18 protein-coding genes are annotated in these 21,480 nt (G+C 47.4%); 11 read left to right on the forward strand and 7 right to left on the reverse strand.

The genetic code is table 11. The features are described 5' to 3' along the window. Positions 1-32 precede the first annotated feature (32 nt). Positions 33-2,075, forward strand: a complete 2,043-nt coding sequence (gene prlC, locus J4N44_RS00320; RefSeq protein WP_252044729.1) for an oligopeptidase A — start codon at positions 33-35, stop codon at positions 2,073-2,075. Between the two features lie 85 nt (positions 2,076-2,160). Here the strand turns inward: prlC and asnC are convergent, their stop codons facing one another. Further along, a complete protein-coding gene (gene asnC / locus J4N44_RS00325) occupies positions 2,161-2,625 on the reverse strand; it encodes a transcriptional regulator AsnC (RefSeq protein WP_005430014.1) in 465 nt (154 codons plus the stop codon). Between the two features lie 115 nt (positions 2,626-2,740). Here asnC and J4N44_RS00330 point away from each other — a divergent pair, with 115 nt between their 5' ends. From J4N44_RS00330 to J4N44_RS00340, 3 genes are all read left to right on the forward strand, one after another. Beyond that, positions 2,741-5,866, forward strand: coding sequence for an EAL domain-containing protein (locus J4N44_RS00330; RefSeq protein ID WP_252044731.1), 3,126 nt, complete (start codon positions 2,741-2,743; stop codon positions 5,864-5,866). Between the two features lie 103 nt (positions 5,867-5,969). Further along, positions 5,970-6,749, forward strand: coding sequence for a class I SAM-dependent methyltransferase (locus J4N44_RS00335; protein ID WP_239924115.1), 780 nt, complete (start codon positions 5,970-5,972; stop codon positions 6,747-6,749). Positions 6,750-7,222: 473 nt separating this feature from the next. After that, a complete protein-coding gene (locus tag J4N44_RS00340; RefSeq protein ID WP_017817159.1) occupies positions 7,223-7,822 on the forward strand; it encodes a hypothetical protein in 600 nt (199 codons plus the stop codon). 69 nt (positions 7,823-7,891) lie between these two features. Here the strand turns inward: J4N44_RS00340 and J4N44_RS00345 are convergent, their stop codons facing one another. Beyond that, complete coding sequence (locus J4N44_RS00345; protein WP_005434580.1) at positions 7,892-8,770, reverse strand: carboxylate/amino acid/amine transporter; 879 nt, start codon at positions 8,768-8,770, stop codon at positions 7,892-7,894. A gap of 70 nt (positions 8,771-8,840) precedes the next feature. After that, positions 8,841-9,266 carry a universal stress protein UspA gene (gene uspA / locus J4N44_RS00350; RefSeq protein ID WP_005434578.1) on the reverse strand — a complete coding sequence of 142 codons (426 nt, stop codon included), beginning with the start codon at positions 9,264-9,266 and terminating at the stop codon, positions 8,841-8,843. Positions 9,267-9,687: 421 nt separating this feature from the next. Between uspA and ftnA the strand changes: the two genes are divergently transcribed. The 3 genes from ftnA to J4N44_RS00365 all read left to right on the forward strand — a co-directional run bounded on the left by ftnA (position 9,688) and on the right by J4N44_RS00365 (position 11,977). Further along, a complete protein-coding gene (gene ftnA, locus J4N44_RS00355; protein ID WP_005434576.1) occupies positions 9,688-10,215 on the forward strand; it encodes a non-heme ferritin in 528 nt (175 codons plus the stop codon). Positions 10,216-10,305: 90 nt separating this feature from the next. Continuing rightward, on the forward strand, positions 10,306-10,629 hold the full coding sequence (gene uspB / locus J4N44_RS00360) for a universal stress protein UspB (RefSeq protein WP_005448571.1): 324 nt from the start codon (positions 10,306-10,308) through the stop codon (positions 10,627-10,629). Positions 10,630-10,783: 154 nt separating this feature from the next. Continuing rightward, on the forward strand, positions 10,784-11,977 hold the full coding sequence (locus J4N44_RS00365) for a BaiN/RdsA family NAD(P)/FAD-dependent oxidoreductase (protein WP_009703674.1): 1,194 nt from the start codon (positions 10,784-10,786) through the stop codon (positions 11,975-11,977). A 51-nt stretch (positions 11,978-12,028) separates the two neighbouring features. On the opposite strand, the gene J4N44_RS00370 is transcribed toward J4N44_RS00365, so the two are convergent. The 4 genes from J4N44_RS00370 to J4N44_RS00385 all read right to left on the reverse strand — a co-directional run bounded on the left by J4N44_RS00370 (position 12,029) and on the right by J4N44_RS00385 (position 16,605). After that, positions 12,029-12,469 (reverse strand): hypothetical protein, encoded by a 441-nt coding sequence (locus tag J4N44_RS00370; RefSeq protein WP_252044732.1) that lies wholly within the window; start codon positions 12,467-12,469, stop codon positions 12,029-12,031. 2 nt (positions 12,470-12,471) lie between these two features. Then, the gene (locus J4N44_RS00375; protein WP_038877030.1) at positions 12,472-12,915 is read right to left on the reverse strand and encodes a hypothetical protein; all 444 of its coding nucleotides are present in this window, start codon (positions 12,913-12,915) and stop codon (positions 12,472-12,474) included. Between the two features lie 138 nt (positions 12,916-13,053). Then, positions 13,054-15,501 carry a sensor domain-containing protein gene (locus tag J4N44_RS00380; protein ID WP_252044734.1) on the reverse strand — a complete coding sequence of 816 codons (2,448 nt, stop codon included), beginning with the start codon at positions 15,499-15,501 and terminating at the stop codon, positions 13,054-13,056. Positions 15,502-15,696: 195 nt separating this feature from the next. Further along, entirely contained in the window at positions 15,697-16,605 is a 909-nt protein-coding gene (locus tag J4N44_RS00385) for a DMT family transporter (protein ID WP_029788974.1), read from the reverse strand. 169 nt (positions 16,606-16,774) lie between these two features. Between J4N44_RS00385 and rmuC the strand changes: the two genes are divergently transcribed. The 4 genes from rmuC (at position 16,775) to ubiB (ending at position 21,443) form a co-directional block, all read left to right on the forward strand. Then, the gene (gene rmuC, locus J4N44_RS00390; protein ID WP_049534201.1) at positions 16,775-18,307 is read left to right on the forward strand and encodes a DNA recombination protein RmuC; all 1,533 of its coding nucleotides are present in this window, start codon (positions 16,775-16,777) and stop codon (positions 18,305-18,307) included. A 78-nt stretch (positions 18,308-18,385) separates the two neighbouring features. Then, positions 18,386-19,165, forward strand: coding sequence for a bifunctional demethylmenaquinone methyltransferase/2-methoxy-6-polyprenyl-1,4-benzoquinol methylase UbiE (gene ubiE / locus J4N44_RS00395; RefSeq protein ID WP_005434558.1), 780 nt, complete (start codon positions 18,386-18,388; stop codon positions 19,163-19,165). Positions 19,166-19,176: 11 nt separating this feature from the next. Continuing rightward, positions 19,177-19,812: a ubiquinone biosynthesis accessory factor UbiJ gene (locus J4N44_RS00400; protein WP_020195460.1), complete on the forward strand. Its 636-nt coding sequence runs from the start codon at positions 19,177-19,179 to the stop codon at positions 19,810-19,812. Continuing rightward, complete coding sequence (ubiB, locus tag J4N44_RS00405) at positions 19,809-21,443, forward strand: ubiquinone biosynthesis regulatory protein kinase UbiB (RefSeq protein ID WP_005434553.1); 1,635 nt, start codon at positions 19,809-19,811, stop codon at positions 21,441-21,443. The genes J4N44_RS00400 and ubiB overlap by 4 nt, the downstream gene beginning before the upstream one ends. Positions 21,444-21,480 lie beyond the last annotated feature (37 nt).

A 21,480-nucleotide genomic window follows, 5' to 3' on the forward strand; every position in this document is an offset into this window, starting at 1 on the left:
AATACAGAGCCAAAACACAAAAGGAATTATTCATGTCTAATCCACTTCTTACGTTTACGGATCTTCCTCCGTTTTCGCAAATCAAACCAGAACACATTAAACCTGCAGTGGAGCAGGCGATTGCGGATTGTCGTGCCAAGATTGACGAGGTACTAAAAGACAACGCAAACCCAAGCTGGACCAGTGTGATCGCGCCAATTGAAGAAGCGGATGACCGCTTGAGCCGCATTTGGTCACCAGTGGGTCACATGAACTCAGTAGTGAACAGCGAAGCGCTACGTGAAGCTTACGAAAGCTGTCTACCAATCCTGTCTGAATACGGTACTTGGGTTGGTCAGCACAAAGGTCTTTACGAAGCTTACAAAGCGATCAAAGCCAGCGAAGAGTACGCGACGCTGACGCGTGCACAGCAAAAGACCATTTCGGATTCACTACGCGACTTCGAGCTTTCGGGCATCGGTCTACCATTAGACGAGCAACATCGCTACGGCGAAATCAGTAAGCGTATGTCTGAGCTGAGCTCAAAATTCTCCAACAACGTACTGGATGCAACCATGGGTTGGACCAAGCACGTTGCCGACGAAAAAGACCTAGCGGGTATGCCAGAATCTGCACTTGCAGCGGCAAAAGCGGCAGCAGAAGCAAAAGAGCTCGATGGCTACCTAATCACGCTAGATATCCCATCTTACCTACCAGTTATGACGTACTGTGATAACCAAGACCTACGTAAAGAAGTGTACGAAGCGTACGTAACGCGCGCTTCTGATCGTGGTCCAAATGCAGGCAAGTGGGACAACACAGAAATCATCACTGAGCAGCTAAAACTGCGTCATGAAATCTCTCGTATGTTGGGTTTCAACACTTACAGCGAGAAATCTCTGGCAACCAAAATGGCAGAGAACCCAGCGCAAGTTCTTGGCTTCTTGAACGATTTGGCAACCAAAGCGAAACCACAAGGTGAGCGCGAAATCGAAGAGCTACGCCAGTTTGCTAACGCAGAATTTGGTGTTAGCGAGCTAAACGTGTGGGACATCGCGTACTACAGCGAGAAGCAAAAGCAGCACTTATTCCAAATCTCGGATGAGGAACTGCGTCCTTACTTCCCTGAATCAAAAGCAGTAAGTGGTCTGTTTGAAGTACTAAACCGCGTGTTTGGTATGACAGTGACAGAGCGTGAAGGCGTGGATACTTGGCACGAATCCGTGCGTTTCTTCGATATCTTCGATGGCGAAGGCACCCTGCGCGGCAGCTTCTACCTAGATTTATACGCACGCGAACACAAACGTGGCGGTGCGTGGATGGACGATTGCCGTGGTCGTCGTGTGACGCTATCAGGCGAGCTACAAACACCGGTTGCTTACCTAACGTGTAACTTCAACCGTCCTGTGGGCGACAAGCCTGCACTGTTTACGCACGATGAAGTGGTGACACTATTCCACGAGTTTGGTCACGGTATCCACCACATGCTGACGCAAGTAGAAACAGGCGCGGTATCGGGCATCAACGGTGTACCTTGGGATGCGGTTGAGCTACCAAGTCAGTTCCTAGAAAACTGGTGTTGGGAAGAAGACGCGCTGGCGTTTATTTCTGGTCACTACGAGACAGGCGAACCACTACCAAAAGCGATGCTAGATAAAATGCTAGCAGCGAAGAACTTCCAGTCGGCGATGGGCATCCTACGTCAGCTAGAGTTCGGCTTGTTCGACTTCACTCTGCACACAGAATACGACCCAGAAGTGGGTGCTCGTGTGCTTGAAACTTTGGCAGAAGTGAAAGAGAAAGTGGCAGTTGTACCAGCGGTTGAGTGGGCGCGTTTCTCACACAGCTTTGGTCACATCTTCGCGGGTGGTTACAGCGCGGGTTACTACAGCTACCTATGGGCAGAAGTACTGTCTTCAGACGCGTTCTCTCGCTTTGAAGAAGAAGGCATCTTCAATAAAGAAACCGGTCTGAGTTTCTTGAACAACATCCTAGAAATGGGTGGCAGTGAAGAACCAATGGAGCTATTTAAGCGCTTCCGTGGTCGTGAGCCAGAAATTGATGCGCTATTGCGCCATTCTGGTATCGCAGCGTAATCTCGATTGAGAATGAAAATGGGCAGCCAAGTGGCTGCCCATTTTTTTGTTCTTAGATTCAGCTTTTAGTATCTGATTCAGAGTGTTATGGATTTACGCTGCGATTGATCGGGTTTTGCAGTGAAATCAGCGTCTCGGTGGATTGCACTTCGTCGATCGCTTGAAGCTTATCAATCAATACAAATTGCAGCTCCTCAATCGACTTGCACATCAATTTGACGAATATGTTATACGCGCCCGTGGTGTAGTAAGCTTCTACCACTTCATCGAGGGCATTGAGCTTTTCTAGCGCTGAATGATAGTCGCGCGCGGCATTCAAGTTGATGCCGATAAAGCAACATACGTCATATCCTAGCTTTTTGGTATTGACGATTACCTCAGTACCTTCGATGATGTCTGCCGCTTTCATTTTCTCGATACGAACGTGGATGGTCGCTGGACTGACATTAAACTGTTTTGCCATTTCTGCGTAAGGCTTACGCGCATCCGCCATCAGAGTTTTGAGAATAGCGCGATCGAGATCGTCGAGTTTAGGCAAGCTCGCATTCATACAATTATTTCCGTTGGGTATGAGGTTTAAAGTTCATTTTATACTCACAGCGGACAGGATTCACAAGGTTTACGCAGGGATAACCGCGAGGTAGCTCTGAAGTCATGGAGTTGATGTGCCATTTTTTCTGTTTTGCATAGCGATCATGTTCAGTGCTGTCGCTGCGGCGCAAGAGCAAAAAGTCCTCGTTGTTCACTCTTACCACCAAGGCTTCTTCTGGACGGATTCTATCCAGCGTGGTTTCACCCAGCAGCTTGAAGGGCGACAGCTCGATACGCGCGTCTTGTATCTCGATTCCAAGCGTAGCCAAAGCCAGCACTTCTTCAGTCAGTTGGAATCACTTTACCGCACCAAACTGAGCGAAGAGCATTTCGACGCGATCGTGGTCAGCGATAACAATGCACTTGCTTTGATGCAGCGCTTATCTTCTTTCATTAAAGACACGCCGGTGATTTTCAGCGGCATCAACAACTATCATCCTGCACTGCATCAGGGGTTGAAGGCGACAGGTGTGATTGAGGATGTCGATCTGTCTGCCAACCTCGCTTTAATTGAGCGTTTGCATCCGACCCACAAACAAATCCTTATTGTCAGTGACCATTCTGTTACTGGTGCGGCACTTCGTGCTCAGATCGAAGACTTTCTTGATGATAACTCAGCATATCGCGACAAAATCCTTCATTTAGTGCCGGAAACGGTAGATGACCTAAAACAACAAGTGTCGCAAATGAACATCGATAACGTAGTGCTGTTTTGGACTTACTACCGCGATATCCACGGTAACGTCGCGACCGATAAAGACTGGCGGGATATCAACCAAGCCTCTAATGCGCCGCTGTTCATGGTGCACGATATTGGACTTGGGCACGGTGCGGTTGGCGGTGTGATTCAAACTGGCTATCGCCAAGGTTTTGAAGCTGCGAAGTTATTGGCGCAAGTGCTGGATAACCCACAGCAACCTTTGCCTGCGATTGTACGTGCAGAATCGGACATCAAACTCGACTATCAATCGGTTGTGCGTTGGGGCTTAGGCGCAGAGCAAGAAGCCTCGTCGGTGTTCTTCAATAAGCCAGTGGAATTTACAGAGCGTTACGCCCGAGAAATTAAACTGTTTGGCAGTGTGCTTGTGGCTATGACCATCGTGATTATGCTGCTTAGTTACTACCTACATCGCATTCGTCGCAGCGAAAGTATTGCTCGCGAGAGTCAGACGATTTTGGAATCGGTATTCGACCAAAGCATGCAGTACATGGGCATTCTCGACCAACATGGTTTGCTTAAATCCGGTAACGATCGTCTGCAATCGTTACTCAATCATCAGGATATGCGTCTCGATCGTCCGCTTTGGCATCATAAAAACTGGAGCGAAGACGCACGCCAGTTACTTGCCAATTACTTCCAGTCCAGCCATCGCCAAGTCTCCACTTTTGAAACGGAGATCTGGAGTAAAGAACATGGCGCTATGGTGCTGGAAGTGTCCCTCAAACCGTTTTCTCAGCAAGTGGCGAATCAAGAGCAATACTTGTTCGAAGCGCGTGACATCACCAGCCGTAAAGCGATGGAAGATAAGCTCTACCAACGTGAATCGAGTTTGCGTAACTACTACGAGCAGCAGCCGGTAATGATGGTGACGTTAGATAACAATAACCGCATTCAGGAAGTGAACCGTTTTGCTCAGCAGCTTTTGGGTTATCAGCCATTGGATATGCTGGGGCATCGCCTACGTGAGTTCTATTCGGACGAAAAAGCACTGATTCCTCGCCAAGTGCTATTACAACCGCAGCAAGTGATGCACGGCGTTTGGCGTCGCGAAATCGAATATCGCCATGCGGATGGTCACCGCGTTTGGGTGCGTGAAAACATTCGCCCATTAAGAGATTCCGACCAACTGCTGATCGTAGGTGAAGACATCACTGAGACTAAGAAGCTCGCCAAACAGCTAGAGTATCAAGCACGTTACGATTTGCTCACTGACACTTACAACCGCAACTACTTCGAGTTAGAGCTACAAACCGCACTGCGAGAAGTAGAAAGCCACCGTCGCGTGCACGCAATGCTGTATCTCGATCTCGACCAGCTAAAAGTGCTTAACGATACCGTGGGTCACGATGCGGGTGATGCGGCTATTCAGTTCTGTGCCAGCATGTTGGAAGAGGTACTGCCATACAATGCAGTCTTGGCGCGCATGGGCGGTGATGAGTTTGCCGTGTTGTTGAAAGATTGCGATGAGCACGGTGCGATTAACGTGGCGAAGCAGATTATCACGACCTTGAGCGAACAGCTTTTCCGTTGGGAAGACACGCAACTGTTTATGAGCTGCTCAGTAGGCATTCGTATCATTGACCACACTGCCGAAACGCCACAAATGGTTCACGCTCAAGCAGACTCCGCGTGTCACGTTGCCAAAGAGCAGGGACGGAATCGTTACAACCTATTCAGCTTAGATAACGAAGAGCTGCAGCGTCGCCAGTTAGAAATGCAGAGCGTTAATCTAGTGCACGAAGCGCTGTCGAGTAAGCGTCTTGAACTGTTTGCTCAGCGCATTGTTAACTTGAGCGGTGAAGGCTCACCATTGTGTTTTGAGATTCTGGTACGTATTCGTGATGCACAGGGCAATTACTTGTCACCTGGTGTTTTTATCCCAGCCTCTGAACGCTACAACATCGCGCACTGGATTGATAAACAAGTGATTACCCAAACCCTAGAGTGGTTTGAAGCTCGCCCAGAGATAGTAGAAAAACTCGGACGCTGCGCGATCAACTTGTCCGGTCAGTCGATGGGGAATCAAGAGTTTATCGACTTCCTGCTAGAGCGTTTGCAGTCGTCCTCGATTCCTTGTGAGAAGATCTGTTTAGAAATTACTGAAACTGCAGCGATGAGCAATATCGACCAAGCGCTCGGCTTCTTTACTCGCGTGCGCACACTGGGCTGTTTGATTGCGTTGGACGATTTTGGTTCTGGCTTATCTTCTTTCGGCTACTTAAAGCAACTTCCAGTCGATATCGTGAAAATTGATGGTCTTTTCGTGCGAGATATCAACGTAAACGAGATGGATCGCGTGATGGTGCGTTCAATCAACGACTTAGCTAAGCAGATGGGTAAGGTCACGGTGGCGGAGTTTGTTGAGAATGACCAAGTCAGAGAGCTGCTGATCGAGCTTGGTGTTGACTATGGGCAAGGTTATGGCATTGGGCATCCTAAACCTTTGGCTGAGCTGGTCGACGAACTCCAACAGCTTTAGCAATCAAGACGAACGCCATCTAACTTCTCCCCAACCTAGCAATTAGAGGTGGGTTGGGTATACACTCAGCGCCAGTTAAACCGATTTTTACTGGAGCCTCCTTTTGCAACTGCAATTGATTTGTGAAGACCCATCTCAACAGTCTCACCTTGATGAACTCGCTGCGCGTTGGCAGCTTTCTCACACTGATGACAGTGACTTTGCCTTAGTCCTAACGACAGAGCGTTTAGAGCTGCGTAAAGTGGATGAGCCAAAGCTGGGTGCAATCTTTGTGGATTTGATTGGTGGTGCAGTAGGTCATCGTCGCAAATTCGGTGGCGGTAAAGGTCAGGCAATCGCGAAAGCGGCGGGTTTGAACAAAGGCGCAACTCCAACCGTGCTTGATGGCACCGCGGGCTTAGGGCGCGATGCGTTCGTATTGGCGTCGTTAGGTTGTAAAGTCCAAATGGTTGAGCGTCACCCAGTAGTCGCAGCTTTGTTGGATGATGGTTTGGCACGCGCGAAACACGATCCAGAAATCGGCACTTGGGTATCGGAGCGCATGTCTTTGATTCACGCTTCCAGCCATGATGCGCTAGAACAATTGGCGCAAGATAAAGACTTTGTCCAGCCAGATGTGGTTTACCTCGACCCGATGTACCCGCACCCTGAAAACAAAAAGAAATCGGCATTGGTGAAAAAAGAGATGCGCGTTTTCCAATCTCTGGTTGGTGCAGATCTTGATGCGGATGGCTTGCTGGCGCCTGCAATGGTATTGGCGAGTAAGCGTGTGGTGGTCAAACGCCCAGATTACGCCAACTGGCTTGATGAGCAAAAGCCGAGCATGGCAATCGAAACCAAAAAGAACCGTTTTGATGTGTATGTGAAGGCATCAATGGCGTAGTTCGACTAGGGTCTATTGACCTTTTGAGCTGATTTTTGCAGCCGTTTGTGGATTCTTTATACAAGGCAGAGGCTTTGAAATGTAGTTGCCCTACCTGATAAGCCGATAACGCAGTAGAAAGGAGCCACAAACGCTGCCCAAAGGGTTCGGCTAAAAGCGTTTTACTCTTTGTTGAGAGGATTTTGCTTAGAATAACTAGGCTACAAACCTCTCGCCGCGATTAAAACGCTTTTATCTCGAACAAAATTTAACCGCAAAAGGTCAACAGACCCTAAACACCTGACGATACAAAACTTCTTCTCACAGCGCCTAATTCGGCGCTGTGTTTGTATCTGGTGTTTGCTCTGCTTATTGATACTTTTCTCTTGCTAATTCGGCATACTGACTGTATATCTAACTAAGAATTATTATTATTTCACTTGTGTGATGCCGTAGAGTAAAACAGTCGAGAATTGGGAAGCTGGAGTAGTAGCATGGCGAAACGTTTATGTAAGATGAGCCGCAAACAGATTGCTGAGAGTTTGGGTGATATTCACCGCCTGGTGGTCGCACCTAAGTTTGTCTGTCGTTCTTGTGCTCGTTCTTCTGCATCGAAAAGCAGCTTGTGTAAGCCTGCCGCGATTCCACCTCAAAAGTGCCAAGACAAACCGCTGTCTGAGCAACAGGCTTGTGGTCTATTGGCGGAAGCACTGCCAACTTCATCTCTCACTCAAGATACCCCAATTATCATGGCTCCAGAACAAAGCGCTGAGAAAGCCGCGATCGTCAAACGTGTTGTAGAACGAGTGAAAGAGAAAAAACTGGCAGCAAAAGTCGCAGCCGTAACCTCAACCACTAAGCTAGAGGCGCCAGCTATGTTTGATTTGTCAGATAAGAAAGCGCTGAAAAAGGCGAAGAAAGCGGTTAAGAAACACTACAAGCAGCAGAAGAAGTTGCTTAAGTTAGCCAAAAAGCAGCAAAAATTGCTCAAACGCCAGCGCAAGCTTGAAGCGCGAAATGCCAAACTAGAGGTGTTGCTGCCAACGCCACCAAACACGTTGATGAGCACAAGCTCGCAAGCCAAAGTGCATTAACCGAATAAAAAAACGCTCTCCAGTTGGAGAGCGTTTTTTATTGTCGAAATGTTTGTAGGACTAGCTGTGTTACTTGTTGGCGTAACTCATCTCTACGCGTTTTTTCACCCAAGTTTCGTTAATCCATAGTGATAGCATGATGATCGCACCACCAATAGCAAGTCGCGTCACATCAACATCGCGGTTCCAAATCACGATATTCACAATCAGACCAGCAGGGACGAGCGCGTTGTTCATTACCGCAAGTGCACCCGCGTTGACCATGGTTGCGCCTTTGTTCCACGCAAAGTAACCAAAACCTGATGCAATCAAACCAAGGTAAGTCAGAATACCCCATTGCGTAGCTGTGGTTGGCATCTTGTCTAAGTTACCCATCAGAGCAAAGGCGACGGTCGCCACGCACAACGCACCCAAGTAGAAGTAACCAAATACTGTGTGCTGTGGCAGTTCAACCGATTCGGTTTCCATAATGTACTTATAGCCGACCTGACCGATGGCAAAACACAGGTTCGCTCCTTGTACGACCAAAAAGCCCATCAAGAAGTTTTCATTGATGCCTGCAAACTTAATCCACGCCGCGCCCAGCACAGCAATTGCCGCCGTAACCAAATACCAAGGCGAGAATCGACCTTTTAAGAAGTCATAAATCAAGGTGACGTAAATAGGGGTAAATACGGTGAACAGCAGTACTTCTGGTACAGAAAGGAGTAGGAAAGACTGGTAGTAGAAGCAATACATTAAGCCGAGTTGGAAGCCGCCCACGATCATCAATTTCGCGATCAGAGATTTGCTTACGCCACGGAATTTTAAGAAAGGAATGAAGACTAGGCTCGCCAGCGCAACGCGCATGAAAACTGAGAACCAAGAGTCAACCTGACCGGCAAGGTAAACGCCGATCAGGCTAAATGAGAATGCCCAAAGTAGGGTAACTGCGGATAGATAAGCCATGGATGAGAATCTTTATCAACAACAAATGTGCCCGCAGTCTAACCAAGTTTTGAGGTCACGCCAACGCAAATCAGTCTTTTAGCGGTACGACCAGCATATCGACGGGTGAGCAGTTAATAAGCTGACGCGTCGAAGAGAGAATTTTGCTCCAGAAATCTTGGTGATGACCACAAACCACCAAATCAATGTTGTAGTCCTGAATGGTATCGCACAGCTCGTTACTCAAATCACCACTACCAACTAACGTATGCGTGATTGGGTACTCTGCGTATTCTTCAAAATTCGCTAACTGTGTACGAGACGCTTCCATCGCTTGGTGTTGCGCCTCCGCCATGTTGATGTCGATAAGCCCGGTGTAAAGCTCGGCGTAATTCACATCGATATGAATGAAAGAGACTTTCGCATCCAGAGGTTTAGCCAGTGACACGGCTTTCTTAATCAACACTTTACTGTCGTCTGAGAGGTCGACTGCCACAAGTACGTGTTTGTAACTCATATTGCTATCTCCTTGATAAGGTCATAGTGTCAGATTAGCACTAAGTCTCAGATAATTTTGCTGAAGTGATCTCATATCAATATCGTAGGTACAAAGTGTTGCCACAGTAATCATGTTATAGTGGCGTTATACCCAAGTGACTTCAAGACGTGGGATTCAGAGCTTTGTCACTGATTCGAGCGCAAGGAAAACATTGCAGCGTAATAGTTCGCTCTTACCAAAATGTTTGACGAAGAGATCGGTTCAGTGACAAGCTCCCAAAGGGCGAGTTATCTTGGCTTGCAAACATTGTTGACGATTATTGATTTAGAACCACTAGATCTTCAAACCGTCGCCTCGTCTGCAAACCAAGCTATTCTCGCTGAACCCACCCATCTTGAGGTTACTTGGGTATATTGCATGCACATAAATAGGAGTTAACATGCTGTCTCAAACTATGGTTGAACAATTGAATGAGCAAATTAACCTAGAATTTTTCTCATCCAATCTATACTTACAAATGAGTGCTTGGTGTGAAGACAAAGGTTTTGAAGGTGCGGCTGAATTTTTACGCGCTCACGCCGTAGAAGAAATGGAGCACATGCAACGTCTTTTCACTTATGTAAGTGAAACTGGCTCAATGCCAATCCTAGGTGCGATTGAAGCACCTAAGCATGACTTTGCTAGCCTTGGCGATGTTTTCCGTGAAACCTACGAACATGAGCAAATGATCACGGAAAAGATCAACAAATTGGCGCATGTTGCATTTACAAGCCAAGACTACTCAACGTTTAACTTCCTACAGTGGTACGTGGCTGAACAGCACGAAGAAGAGAAGTTGTTTAAAGGGATTTTAGATAAGATCGAATTAGTTGGTGAAGACGGTAAAGCATTGTTCTTCATCGATAAAGATCTAGCACAAATGGCAAAAGAAGGTTCATCTTCAATTATGGGTGCTCCAGCTGCATAACGTGTTCCCGACGCGGTAAGCAGCGGGTTAAGGACGAAGCATTGATCGTCTTTATCTCTTGAGCATCGTTGAAGATGTAGGGAGGAAAAGATGATCAGTGGAGACACAATCTTATTTGCGCTAATGGTAGTAACGGGAGTAAACATGGTCCGTTATCTCACCGCTCTTCGTTCTTTAATTTACATCATGCGTGAAGCGCATCCTTTGCTTTATCAGCAAGTGGATGGCAATGGATTTTTCACCACCCATGGTAACGTCACCAAGCAGGTGCGGCTGTACCATTACATTAAGAGTAAAGAGTATCACCATCATCACGATGAGATCTTTACTGGCAAATGCGAAAGGGTGCGCGGGTTATTCATTTTATCGACCGCTTTACTTGGTGTGACCTTACTGGCTGCCTTCATTCTTTAAGCTAGCAAGCTGTGCTTGGAATTTAAGCGCTTTTCCCGCTCGACTTTTGTCGTTAGAATAGCGCCCGCAGAAAGCAAGGATGTGCATTACGCACATCCTTTTTTATTTTTGGATTTTGGACAAACCAATCTAAATAAGTAATTGAGCGTTACCCATGAGTAAGAAATTTGATGTTGTTGTAATCGGCGCAGGTGCGGCGGGTTTGATGTGTGCAGCAGAAGCAGGCAAACGCGGACGCAGTGTGCTCGTGCTGGATCATGCGAAAAAGCCAGGACGTAAAATCCTTATCTCAGGTGGTGGTCGTTGTAACTTCACTAACTACGACGTCTCAGCGAGCAACTACTTATGCCAAAACCCACACTTCGTGAAATCGGCGTTGTCTCAATACACCAACTGGGACTTTATCTCGATGATCAGCAAGCATGGCATCGAGTTTGAAGAGCGTGATCACGGACAGCTGTTCTGTGTTGATGCATTTACTGCAAAAGACATCGTTAAGATGCTACTAGCAGAATGCGACATGCCAAACATCCAACAACGCTACCAATGTGATGTACATTCGATCGAGAAAACCGATGTGGGCTTCCGTCTGCATGCTGGTACTGAAAATATCGAATGTGAATCTTTAGTGGTGGCAACGGGTGGTCTGTCGATGCCTAAATTGGGCGCGACGCCATTCGGTTACAAGATTGCTGAACAGTTCGAGATCCCGGTGATTACCACTACAGCAGGTTTGGTGCCGTTTACACTGCATAAAGAAGACAAAGAAGATTTTGCTGAGCTATCGGGCATTGCGATCCCGGCAGAAATCACTGCGCAAGACGGTACTATGTTCAAAGAAGCATTGCTGTTTACTCACCGCGGCTTGTCGGGTCCATCGGTACTGCAGATCTCGTCATTCTGGAAAGCAGGTCAGAAGGTGACGATCAACCTTGTACCAAACGACGACATCGCCGAGCTATTAGAACGCAGCCGCGAGAAGCATCCGAACCAATCGTTGAAGAACACACTAGCAAAAGTGCTACCAAAGCGTTTGGTTGAAGTGCTGATTGAACGTAAAGAATTAGCAGACAAACCTCTTAAGCAGTTCAACCAGAAAGAGATGGCAACCATCGTTGAGCGTCTAGAAAACTGGGCAGTCGCACCGAACGGCACAGAAGGTTACCGCACTGCAGAAGTGACCCTAGGCGGCGTAGATACTGATCACCTGTCTTCAAAAACCATGGAATGTAAGAACATCAAAGGCTTGTACTTCATCGGTGAAGTGATGGACGTAACCGGCTGGTTAGGTGGCTATAACTTCCAATGGTGCTGGTCGAGCGGCTTTGTTGCGGGTCAGTGGGTTTAAGCAAAATTTTCTGCAGGCTGAGCGTCGTCTCAGCTCAGCCTATCCTTCACTTCAAAACACCATATAGTCTCGTGGGCATGTCGCTTTGGTCGGGAACTCTTTTTCTGAGTTATGCAGCTGCACATCGATGTGCGATATCAATGCTTGGCTATTTTCTATCTCATATTCAATATTGAACGTGATGGGCTCATCGTTTGAGTTTTTGCCATTCACGCTAAGGCAGCCATAGTCGTTGAAATGCACCTCATAGACACTGCTTGTCGACCTCATCAAGTGTTTGAACAGTAACTGTTCTTTTGTTGTTGGAGAGCTTACCTCGATACCTGTGAGTGCCTCCTTCGAGAAATACTGCCAATAAGTCTCTGAGATATTTTCCTCTGATGCGTTTGCCAAATAGTTAGCATAGGTTGCGAGTAATGAGGGCGGGGTTGGTTTGCTAATTGCAGTAAAACTCCATAGCAACGTAGCAGCGAGCAAAAAGAAATTCTTCATTTCTACATTCCCATTGCTGTAGCTAGTTGGCGCTCTATCTGAGCTGGTCTGTTCTTGTAAGCCCTTGCCGCTCTGCAAAGTAATCCAGAGCAAGACAGAATAAGCTCTTCTGCATTAAAAATACCTTTAACGGAGACGCTGAAGAACCCCCATGTCATCGTCCCTGAGTATTCAACGTTTCCATCTTCGGCAATTTTAAAACTTACCCCAATCCTTTTTACTTCGACGCCAAGCTCTTCCAGAACACCTTTGCCTTTGAAGGTAACAATTCCTGCTTTACCAGAAAGGACGCAATCACCGTTTTGATTGACAGTTAGTTTTGCATTTCCGGCTTTCAACATGATAGATGTCGTTATTCCTTTTTTGGACGAGTAAGCCACTTCAATGAGCTTGGCTATGGTGATTTTGAACTCAGTTTGAGAGACAGAGCTTTTTTTGACAGTCATAATTCTTCCCTTACTTAATTTGAAGTGAGGGTGCTCTTATATGCATTCGTGTGTCTAATGAGTTGGTAGACGTTTAGAGTTACCCCCAATGAAATAAGATTCCGTTTCATTGGAGGGTATATTTTTTGCGAACGATCTCTAACGAAACAACTTCTCTGCGCGAACTGGGGCACTAAAGCGGAAGCCTTGTCCGTAGATGCAGCCGCGCTCGAATAGGTATTGGGCTTGCTCGTCGGTTTCGATGCCTTCTGCGACCACTTTCAATGACAGGGTTTGTCCCATCGCGATGATGGCATTCACGATCGCATTGCTGTCGGTGTTGCTTGGAACATCGCTTACGAAAGAGCGGTCGATCTTCAATTTGTTGATTGGCAAACCTTTGAGGTAAGACAGTGACGAGTAACCGGTACCAAAGTCATCAAGAGAGATCTCAATGCCAAGCTCGCGCAGCAAGTTGAGTGATGCGATGGCTTGTTGTGGGTCAATCAGCAAGAAGCTTTCGGTGATTTCTAGCTCTAGACGGTGCGCCGGGAATTCAGTCTCTTTTAGAATCACCCCAAGTTTACTGATGAAGTCCGATTGTTGTAGCTGAAGAGCCGATACGTTTACCGCGAGCTTGCCAAATTCAATGCCGTTATCTAACCATGCGCGACCTTGCAAACAAGCTTGCTCCAAGACCCATTTACCAATGCTTTGAATCAAGCCCGTTTTCTCTGCAATCGGGATAAAGTCCGCTGGAGAAATCATCCCAAGATCGGGATGTTGCCAACGCAGCAGGGCTTCTACGCCCACCAGTTCGTTTGCACTTAAGTTGTATTGCGGTTGGTACGCTAAATGAAGTTGGTTTTTCTCAATCGCTTCATGCAAAGCAGACTGCATACGCACGTGAGACACGGATTTATCGGTCAAATCTGGCGAGTAGAACGCGTAGCCGTTACGACCATTTTTCTTCGCCAAATACATGGCGGTATCGGCGTTCTTTAGCAAGGTTTCGCTGTCTTGTCCGTCTTGTGGGTAACGCGCCACACCTACGCTGGTGGAGATGCGTAAAGATTCGTTCTTGCTGACTTCAAAAGGACGGTTGAACAGGCAGAGTATGTCCTCAATGGTGTCGATCAGCTGCGAATCCGATTCGATATTCGGCAAGATAATGACAAATTCATCGCCACCAATACGTGCCACATGAGCGCGTAAGTGCAGCACATCTTGCAGACGTTCAGCGAGCTTAGTCAGCAGTTGGTCACCACAGAAGTGTCCCATGCTGTCGTTGATATGCTTGAAGTGGTCGATATCGAGGAACAGAGTCGCAAACGCGTGTTGATGTTTCTGACCGTTCTCAATGTGTTGTTCTAGCAAGCTGATCAAATGGGTACGGTTAGGAAGGTTGGTCAATGGATCGTAAAACGCCATGCGTTGCAGCTTTTCTTCGTGCGCTTTACGTACCGAGATGTCTTCGAACACACAGATGTAGTTGATCAGGTGGTTCTTATCGTCCATCACCGCACTGATGGTGGCGAGCTGTGGGTAAATGCTGCCATCTTTTTTACGGTTGATGAACTCGCCTTTCCACTGACCTTTGCTTTCTAGCTGACGCCACAACTGCTGATAAAACTCGCGGTCGTGATGCCCAGAACGCAAGATATTTGGGTTCTTACCGATCACTTCTTCTGCTGTATAACCGGTGATGTGGGTGAAGGCGCTGTTCACATCAAGAATGTTGGCTTTGCGGTCGGTGATCACCATCCCTTCGTGGGAGTTATCGAAGATTTTTGACGCCAATGACAACTGAGTTTCTACCATTTTTCGACGAGTGACGTTGCGTGTCATACCCAAAATACCAATCAGCTCTCCGGTTTGATTGCGGATTGGCGATTTGATGGTTTCCAGCCAAGTCGGATTGTTGTTGTCATCAATCAGAGTGCACTCTTCAACCGTGTTTTGGCTGCCTGTAGCGATCACCAACTGGTCGGTATCAATGAACTTTTTTGCTCGACGGCTGCTGAACAACTCGAAGTCATTCTTGCCGACGATTTCACTGCCGGTCATTTGCCAAGAGTCTTCAACGCTGCGGTTGGTCATCGCATAACGACCATCAGTGCTCTTTATCCACGTGTGGTCTTCTAAGCAATCGATGAACTCTTGCAGGGATGGCAGTAACTCTGGCAATTGAACATCGTGACGCTGCTGCTCTTTATGGTAAGTCTGAGCAGCATCAAAGCCGACGCGTCCTGCCAATGCGCTTAACCATCCAGTAATGACAGTATCTTGCTCGGTAGGATGAACTAATGCGAAGGCAGCAAACAGCTCACCGCTCGGCAGCCATACCGGGCAGTAACTCAAGGTTTGGTTTTGAAAGGGCGTTTGTTCAACAACAAGCTGAGGATAGATAAAGTGCTCAGTGGCAGGTTCGAGAATCGCGACGACTTCACGATGATGTTGCGGCGACGTCGCCACCTCACTCAAGTGCCATTGGCGAGTGTAGCTGAAAGTATAAAGCTGACCGTGCGCCTGTGTGGCATCACAGCATTGTTGCAAAGCCTGTTTCCAGTCTGTCATCAATGCAGGGGAGATAGCGAAGCGAAACATAGTTAATAAAGCATCCTGAGCGCCCTTGGATTTATGTTGTTAACATCTAATTAGACGTTCATATCGGGCTTTGGCTATATCGTATCCAAAGCCCGAACAAATCCAAGCAAGGAACACTTCATTAATCGAGTAAACTGTTAGCTAGCTCTCTTTTTTATAAATCGCGTCTCATTTTTGCAATGGTTTCGGACGTCATCATTGAGCGGTGTTCGCCTGTTTTTGCTTTTTGCCGAACTTCACTTGTTGAATCACCAAGCCGCTGATGATCAGCACTAAGCCAATCAAAGTGGATGGGTGAATCTCTTCACCAATGATGGTGGCAAGCAGCATGAGCGAGATGAATGGTGAAGCGAAAATCAGGTTGCTGATGCGTGCGGTGTTCTCGGTGAGCTTGAGTGCCGTTAGCCACAACACGAAGGTTACGCCCATCTCAAACAGACCAACATAAGTCACTGCCGCCCAACCTTTCGCGGTGATTTGGCTCCAGTCAGCGCCTTCATAAATGCTTAAGCCAATCGCAAATGGAATTGCAACCAGAAAGCCCAATAGCACGCCCACCACTGGATCGGCTTTGTTTTTGGTGTTGAGAATCCAGTAACTTGCCCAAAGCAATGTTGAAAGTAGCGCTAATCCCACACCAAGCGGACTTTCGAATTCCATTCCTAACACGTTACCTTTGGTGGCAATCACGATGACGCCCAAATAACTAAAACCACAAGCAATCCAGTCTTTATTGCGGATCTTCTGACCCAAGAAAACCGCCGCCATCAAGGTGAGCGTGATCGCCCAACTGTAGTTGATCGCCTGCGCTTGGGAGGCTGGCAATAAGTCATATGCTTTAAACAAGATGAGGTAGTACGCCAGTGGGTTAATCAATCCAAGCAGCAAGTAGTACCAAGGATTGGCAAGAAACGTCGAACTAAGCTGATTCAACTTGCCCTGCACGCCACATACCACGATAAGTGCGATAGCCGAGACAATACTCGCCATGGTTAGCATCTGAATCGGTGAGAATTCCGCCAAAGTCAATTTAAATGCGGTCGCTACTGTTGACCAAAGTAATACCGCTGATAGCCCAAATCCTAGGGCGCGACGCTCGTTCATGATGCCTCTGTGTGATGATGTACCGCTCATCGCTGTTGGTTTGAGCTGGTGTGAGTATGTTGTACGGAGCGCCTAGTGTATGCGAGGATTTTTCATCCAACAAACTGGACATTTATCCAGTATGTAAATACCATTATTAAAGATAAAAAACACAGGCTAACTCGCTATTATGCAATGGATTCTTGAGCATCAATCTCTCATTCTGTCTTCTCTTTTTACCGCGACCATCAGCGGTGTTGCAGTGGGTTGGTGGGTTAAACAACGCTTTGCCACGCAAACTCAGTTGCTCGAACAACAGCTCTCCTCTGAAAAACAGCTTCATCAACAACAACTTGAACAAGTGAAGCAAAGCCTTGCCGAAGCACAGCAAGAATTGGATGAGCTTGATGACGAGCGCGATAAAGCGGCATTCGAGGTGCGCCAAACTCACGGTAAATTGATGGCGGCGATGGAAAAGCTGCGCTATTTCGAAGCGGTGAAACAGGAGCGTCAGCAGTATTTTGATGAGCTAGGGCAGATGCGAGAGCACAAATCGCGTCTTGAAACCCAACTTGGTGAGCAGCAAGCGCGCCACGAGCAAATCAACCAAGCTAATGCCGAAAAGCTGCAAATTCTTGAGCAAGCAGAAGTGCGTTTGAAGCAGCAATTTGAACACTTAGCGAACCAGTTGTTTGAAGAGAAAACCGCCAAAGTCGACATGCAAAACCGTCAGAGCTTGGAAGGTTTGCTGTCTCCACTAAAAGAGCAGCTGGAAGGGTTCAAAAAACAAGTTAACGACAGCTTTAGCCAAGAAGCCAAAGAGCGTCACACCTTGGTGCATGAGTTGAAGAACCTGCAACGCTTGAATGAGCATATGACCCGAGAAGCGGTCAATCTGACTCAAGCTCTGAAAGGTGACAACAAACAACAGGGTAACTGGGGTGAAGTGGTTCTGGCTCGTGTATTGGCAGAATCTGGTTTGCGTGAAGGGCACGAGTACCAAACTCAGGTGAGCTTGCAAAATGAAGCAGGCAAACGCTATCAACCGGATGTGATTGTTCACTTACCGCAAAACAAACAAGTGGTGGTCGATTCGAAAATGGCGCTGGTGGCGTACGAGCGCTACTTCAACGCAGAGAACGACATTCAACGAGAGCGGGCGTTGAGCGATCACTTAGCCGCGCTGCGCGCGCACATCAAAGGTTTGAGCCTTAAGGATTACCACCAGTTAAAAGGCATCCAGAGTTTAGATTATGTGTTGATGTTTATTCCGGTGGAGCCTGCATTCCAAGTCGCGATTCAAGCCGACCCAAGCTTGGTTAAAGATGCGATGGAACAAAACATTATTTTGGTCAGCCCTACCACTTTGCTGGTGGCGCTACGTACGATAGATAATTTGTGGCGTAACGAGCGTCAAAACGAAAACGCCCAATTGATCGCTGAACGAGCGGCGAAGCTGTACGACAAACTGCGCTTGTTTATTGATGACATGGAAGGGCTGGGCGGCGCATTAGACAAAGCCAACCAAACGTACCAAGGGGCAATGAATAAACTGGCAACAGGGCGTGGCAACGTGATTCGTCAGGCTGAAAGCTTTAAGCAATTAGGAGTGGAAGTAAAACGTCCAATCTCGCCAGATCTTGCTCAGTTGGCGCAGACAGAGTCATTTTCGGAAAATGCTTCTTTAGTAGAAAGACATCCGGCTGAGGATAAAGTAAACTAATCGCCCGCAGTACAGTGGGCGACCCTATTTGTTATCAACCGCCCCGTAGTGAGAAAGTGCTGCCCAAGAGGAATCAGAATGACGGACACAAGTGTGCAATCAAATACAGCGTTAGATAACGACACTACCCACTTTGGTTTTACCACAGTGGCAAAAGACGAAAAAGTGACCAAAGTTGCCGAAGTTTTCCACTCAGTGGCAGCAAAATACGACATCATGAATGACTTGATGTCAGGTGGCGTTCATCGCCTTTGGAAGCGTTTTACTATTGATTGCAGTGGCGCTCGTCCGGGACAACGTGTTCTTGACCTAGGTGGTGGTACTGGCGACCTGACGGCGAAGTTTTCGCGCATTGTTGGCGACCAAGGTCACGTGATCCTAGCGGACATCAACAACTCAATGCTGAATGTGGGTCGTGACAAACTACGCGACAACGGCATTGTTGGTAACGTGCATTACGTTCAAGCGAACGCAGAAGAACTGCCGTTCCCAGATGATTACTTTGACGTGATCACGATTAGCTTCTGTCTACGTAACGTAACCGATAAAGACAAAGCGCTGCGCTCGATGTTCCGCGTATTGAAGCCAGGTGGTCGTCTGTTGGTGCTTGAGTTCTCAAAACCAATCCTAGACCCACTATCAAAAGTGTACGACGCGTACTCATTCCACCTATTGCCAAAAATGGGTGAACTAGTAGCGAACGACGCAGACAGCTACCGTTACCTAGCAGAATCTATCCGCATGCACCCAGACCAAGACACGCTGGAAGGCATGATGAAAGAAGCGGGCTTTGAAAACACCAAATACTACAACCTAACGGGTGGTATTGTGGCGCTGCACCGCGGCTACAAATTCTAAGGATAAGCGGTATGCCATTTGAACCTCTTATCACTGCCGTTATTGAAACGACACTAAATACGCTGATTAAAGACGATCCTGAATTGGGTCGTCGTTTGTCACGTCTTAAAGGTCAGGTGATTCAAATTCATCTGAAAGAAATCAATAAGACACTGACGTTCATCTTCAGTCAGCAAATCGATGTTTTGGGCAACTACGAAGGTCAGCCAGATTGTTATCTGTCACTGAATCTAAGCGTCCTGCCTGAGTTGCGCGATCAAGCCAACATCACTCGTCTTATCAAGCAAGACAAACTTGAGCTTGAAGGTGACATTCAATTGGCACAGAAATTCTCTCAATTGATGGTGGATTGCAAACCTGATATCGAAGAGTGGCTGTCTCGCGTGACGGGTGATGTCGTGGCACATACTTTTGTGCAAGGTACCAAGAACGTCGGGGGTTTCTTTGCTTCTCAAGCAGAAAAACACCAGCGTCATCTTGCTCAAGTGGTAACAGAAGAGTGGAAACTGGCGCCAGCACCGCTAGAAATTGCCCACTTCTGTGACCAAGTGGACGACGTTCGTAGCCAAGCCTCTCGCGTTGAAGCGCGTCTAAACGCATTACTAAAAAAGTTCGATTCGGATAAGCCTGCGCTGGAGAACTCATGACGCCAGCAGAAATAAAGCGCTTATACCACATCATTAAAGTTCAGCTGGAATATGGCTTGGATGAGTTGTTGCCCGATCATCAACTGACCAAAGCGCCGCTTTTGATGCGCAAAAGTCTATTCTGGATGAAGAACAAGCACCCAGAAAAACCGCTGGGTGAACGCCTTCGTCTCGCTCTACAAGAACTTGGTCCAGTTTGGATTAAGTTCGGTCAGATGATGTCGACTCGTCGCGACCTTTTCCCTCCGCATATCGCAGATCCTCTTGCGCTTTTGCAAGACCAAGTTGCGCCATTTGATGGGCAGTTAGCGAAAGAACAAATGGAACTCGCTCTGGGCGGTCCATTAGAAAACTGGTTTACTGAATTTGATATCAAACCGTTAGCGTCTGCGTCGATTGCTCAGGTGCATACAGCGCGATTAAAAGACACTAACCAAGAAGTGGTATTAAAGGTCATCCGTCCAGATATTCGTCCGGTCATTGATTCAGATCTAAAACTGATGCACCGAATGGCGCGTATAGTCGCCGGAGCGATGCCTGAAGCACGTCGTTTGAAACCAGTTGAAGTGGTTCGCGAGTACGAAAAAACCTTACTTGATGAACTCGATTTGCGTCGTGAAGCGGCGAACGCGATTCAACTGCGTCGCAACTTCGAAGGCAGTGAAGAGCTTTACGTACCAGAAGTTTTTCCTGACTTTAGTAATGAAACTGTCATGGTTTCTGAGCGAATATATGGCATCCAAGTCTCTGATATTGAAGGCTTGGAAGCGAATGGCACCAATATGAAACTGCTCGCGGAACGCGGTGTGAGTGTGTTCTTCACTCAGGTGTTCCGAGATAGCTTTTTCCATGCCGACATGCACCCGGGCAACGTGTTTGTTAAGCCGGAGCATCCAGAGAATCCAATGTGGATTGGGCTCGATTGCGGGATCGTTGGTACACTTAATAGTGAAGACAAACGCTATCTGGCGGAAAACTTCCTCGCTTTTTTCAATCGTGATTACCGCCGCGTAGCGGAATTACACGTTGATTCGGGGTGGGTGCCTGCCGATACCAATGTCGATGAATTTGAATTTGCGATTCGCATTGTGTGTGAGCCAATCTTTGCTAAACCACTGTGTGAAATCTCTTTCGGTCACGTACTGTTGAACCTCTTCAACACTGCGCGTCGATTCAACATGGAAGTGCAACCGCAGCTTGTGTTGCTACAAAAAACGCTGTTGTACGTCGAAGGACTGGGTCGCCAGTTGTACCCGCAACTTGATTTGTGGGAGACCGCGAAACCTTTCCTTGAAGAATGGATGATGAACCAAGTCGGTCCGCAAGCTTTAGTGAATGCCATTAAAGACCGCGCGCCGTTTTGGGCAGAGAAGTTACCGGAACTGCCGGAGCTGCTTTACGATAGCCTTAAACAAGGTAAAGCCATGAATCAACGCATGGATCAGCTTTATCAAGGTTACCGTCACAGCAAGCGTCAGCAGGCGACAGGAAAGTTTTTATTTGGCGTTGGAGCCACTTTAGTCGTATGCTCGGCAATATTGGTGGATAACGCTTATGAGCAGCTATCGATCGCTAGCGGTATCGCAGGGGTCACATTTTGGTTGCTTAGTTGGCGAGCTTATCGTCGATAGACGTTAAACTCTTGAAATAATTTTGTTTAAAGACCCG

Source organism: Vibrio sp. SCSIO 43155 (genome assembly GCF_023716605.1).
GTDB lineage: Bacteria > Pseudomonadota > Gammaproteobacteria > Enterobacterales > Vibrionaceae > Vibrio > Vibrio harveyi.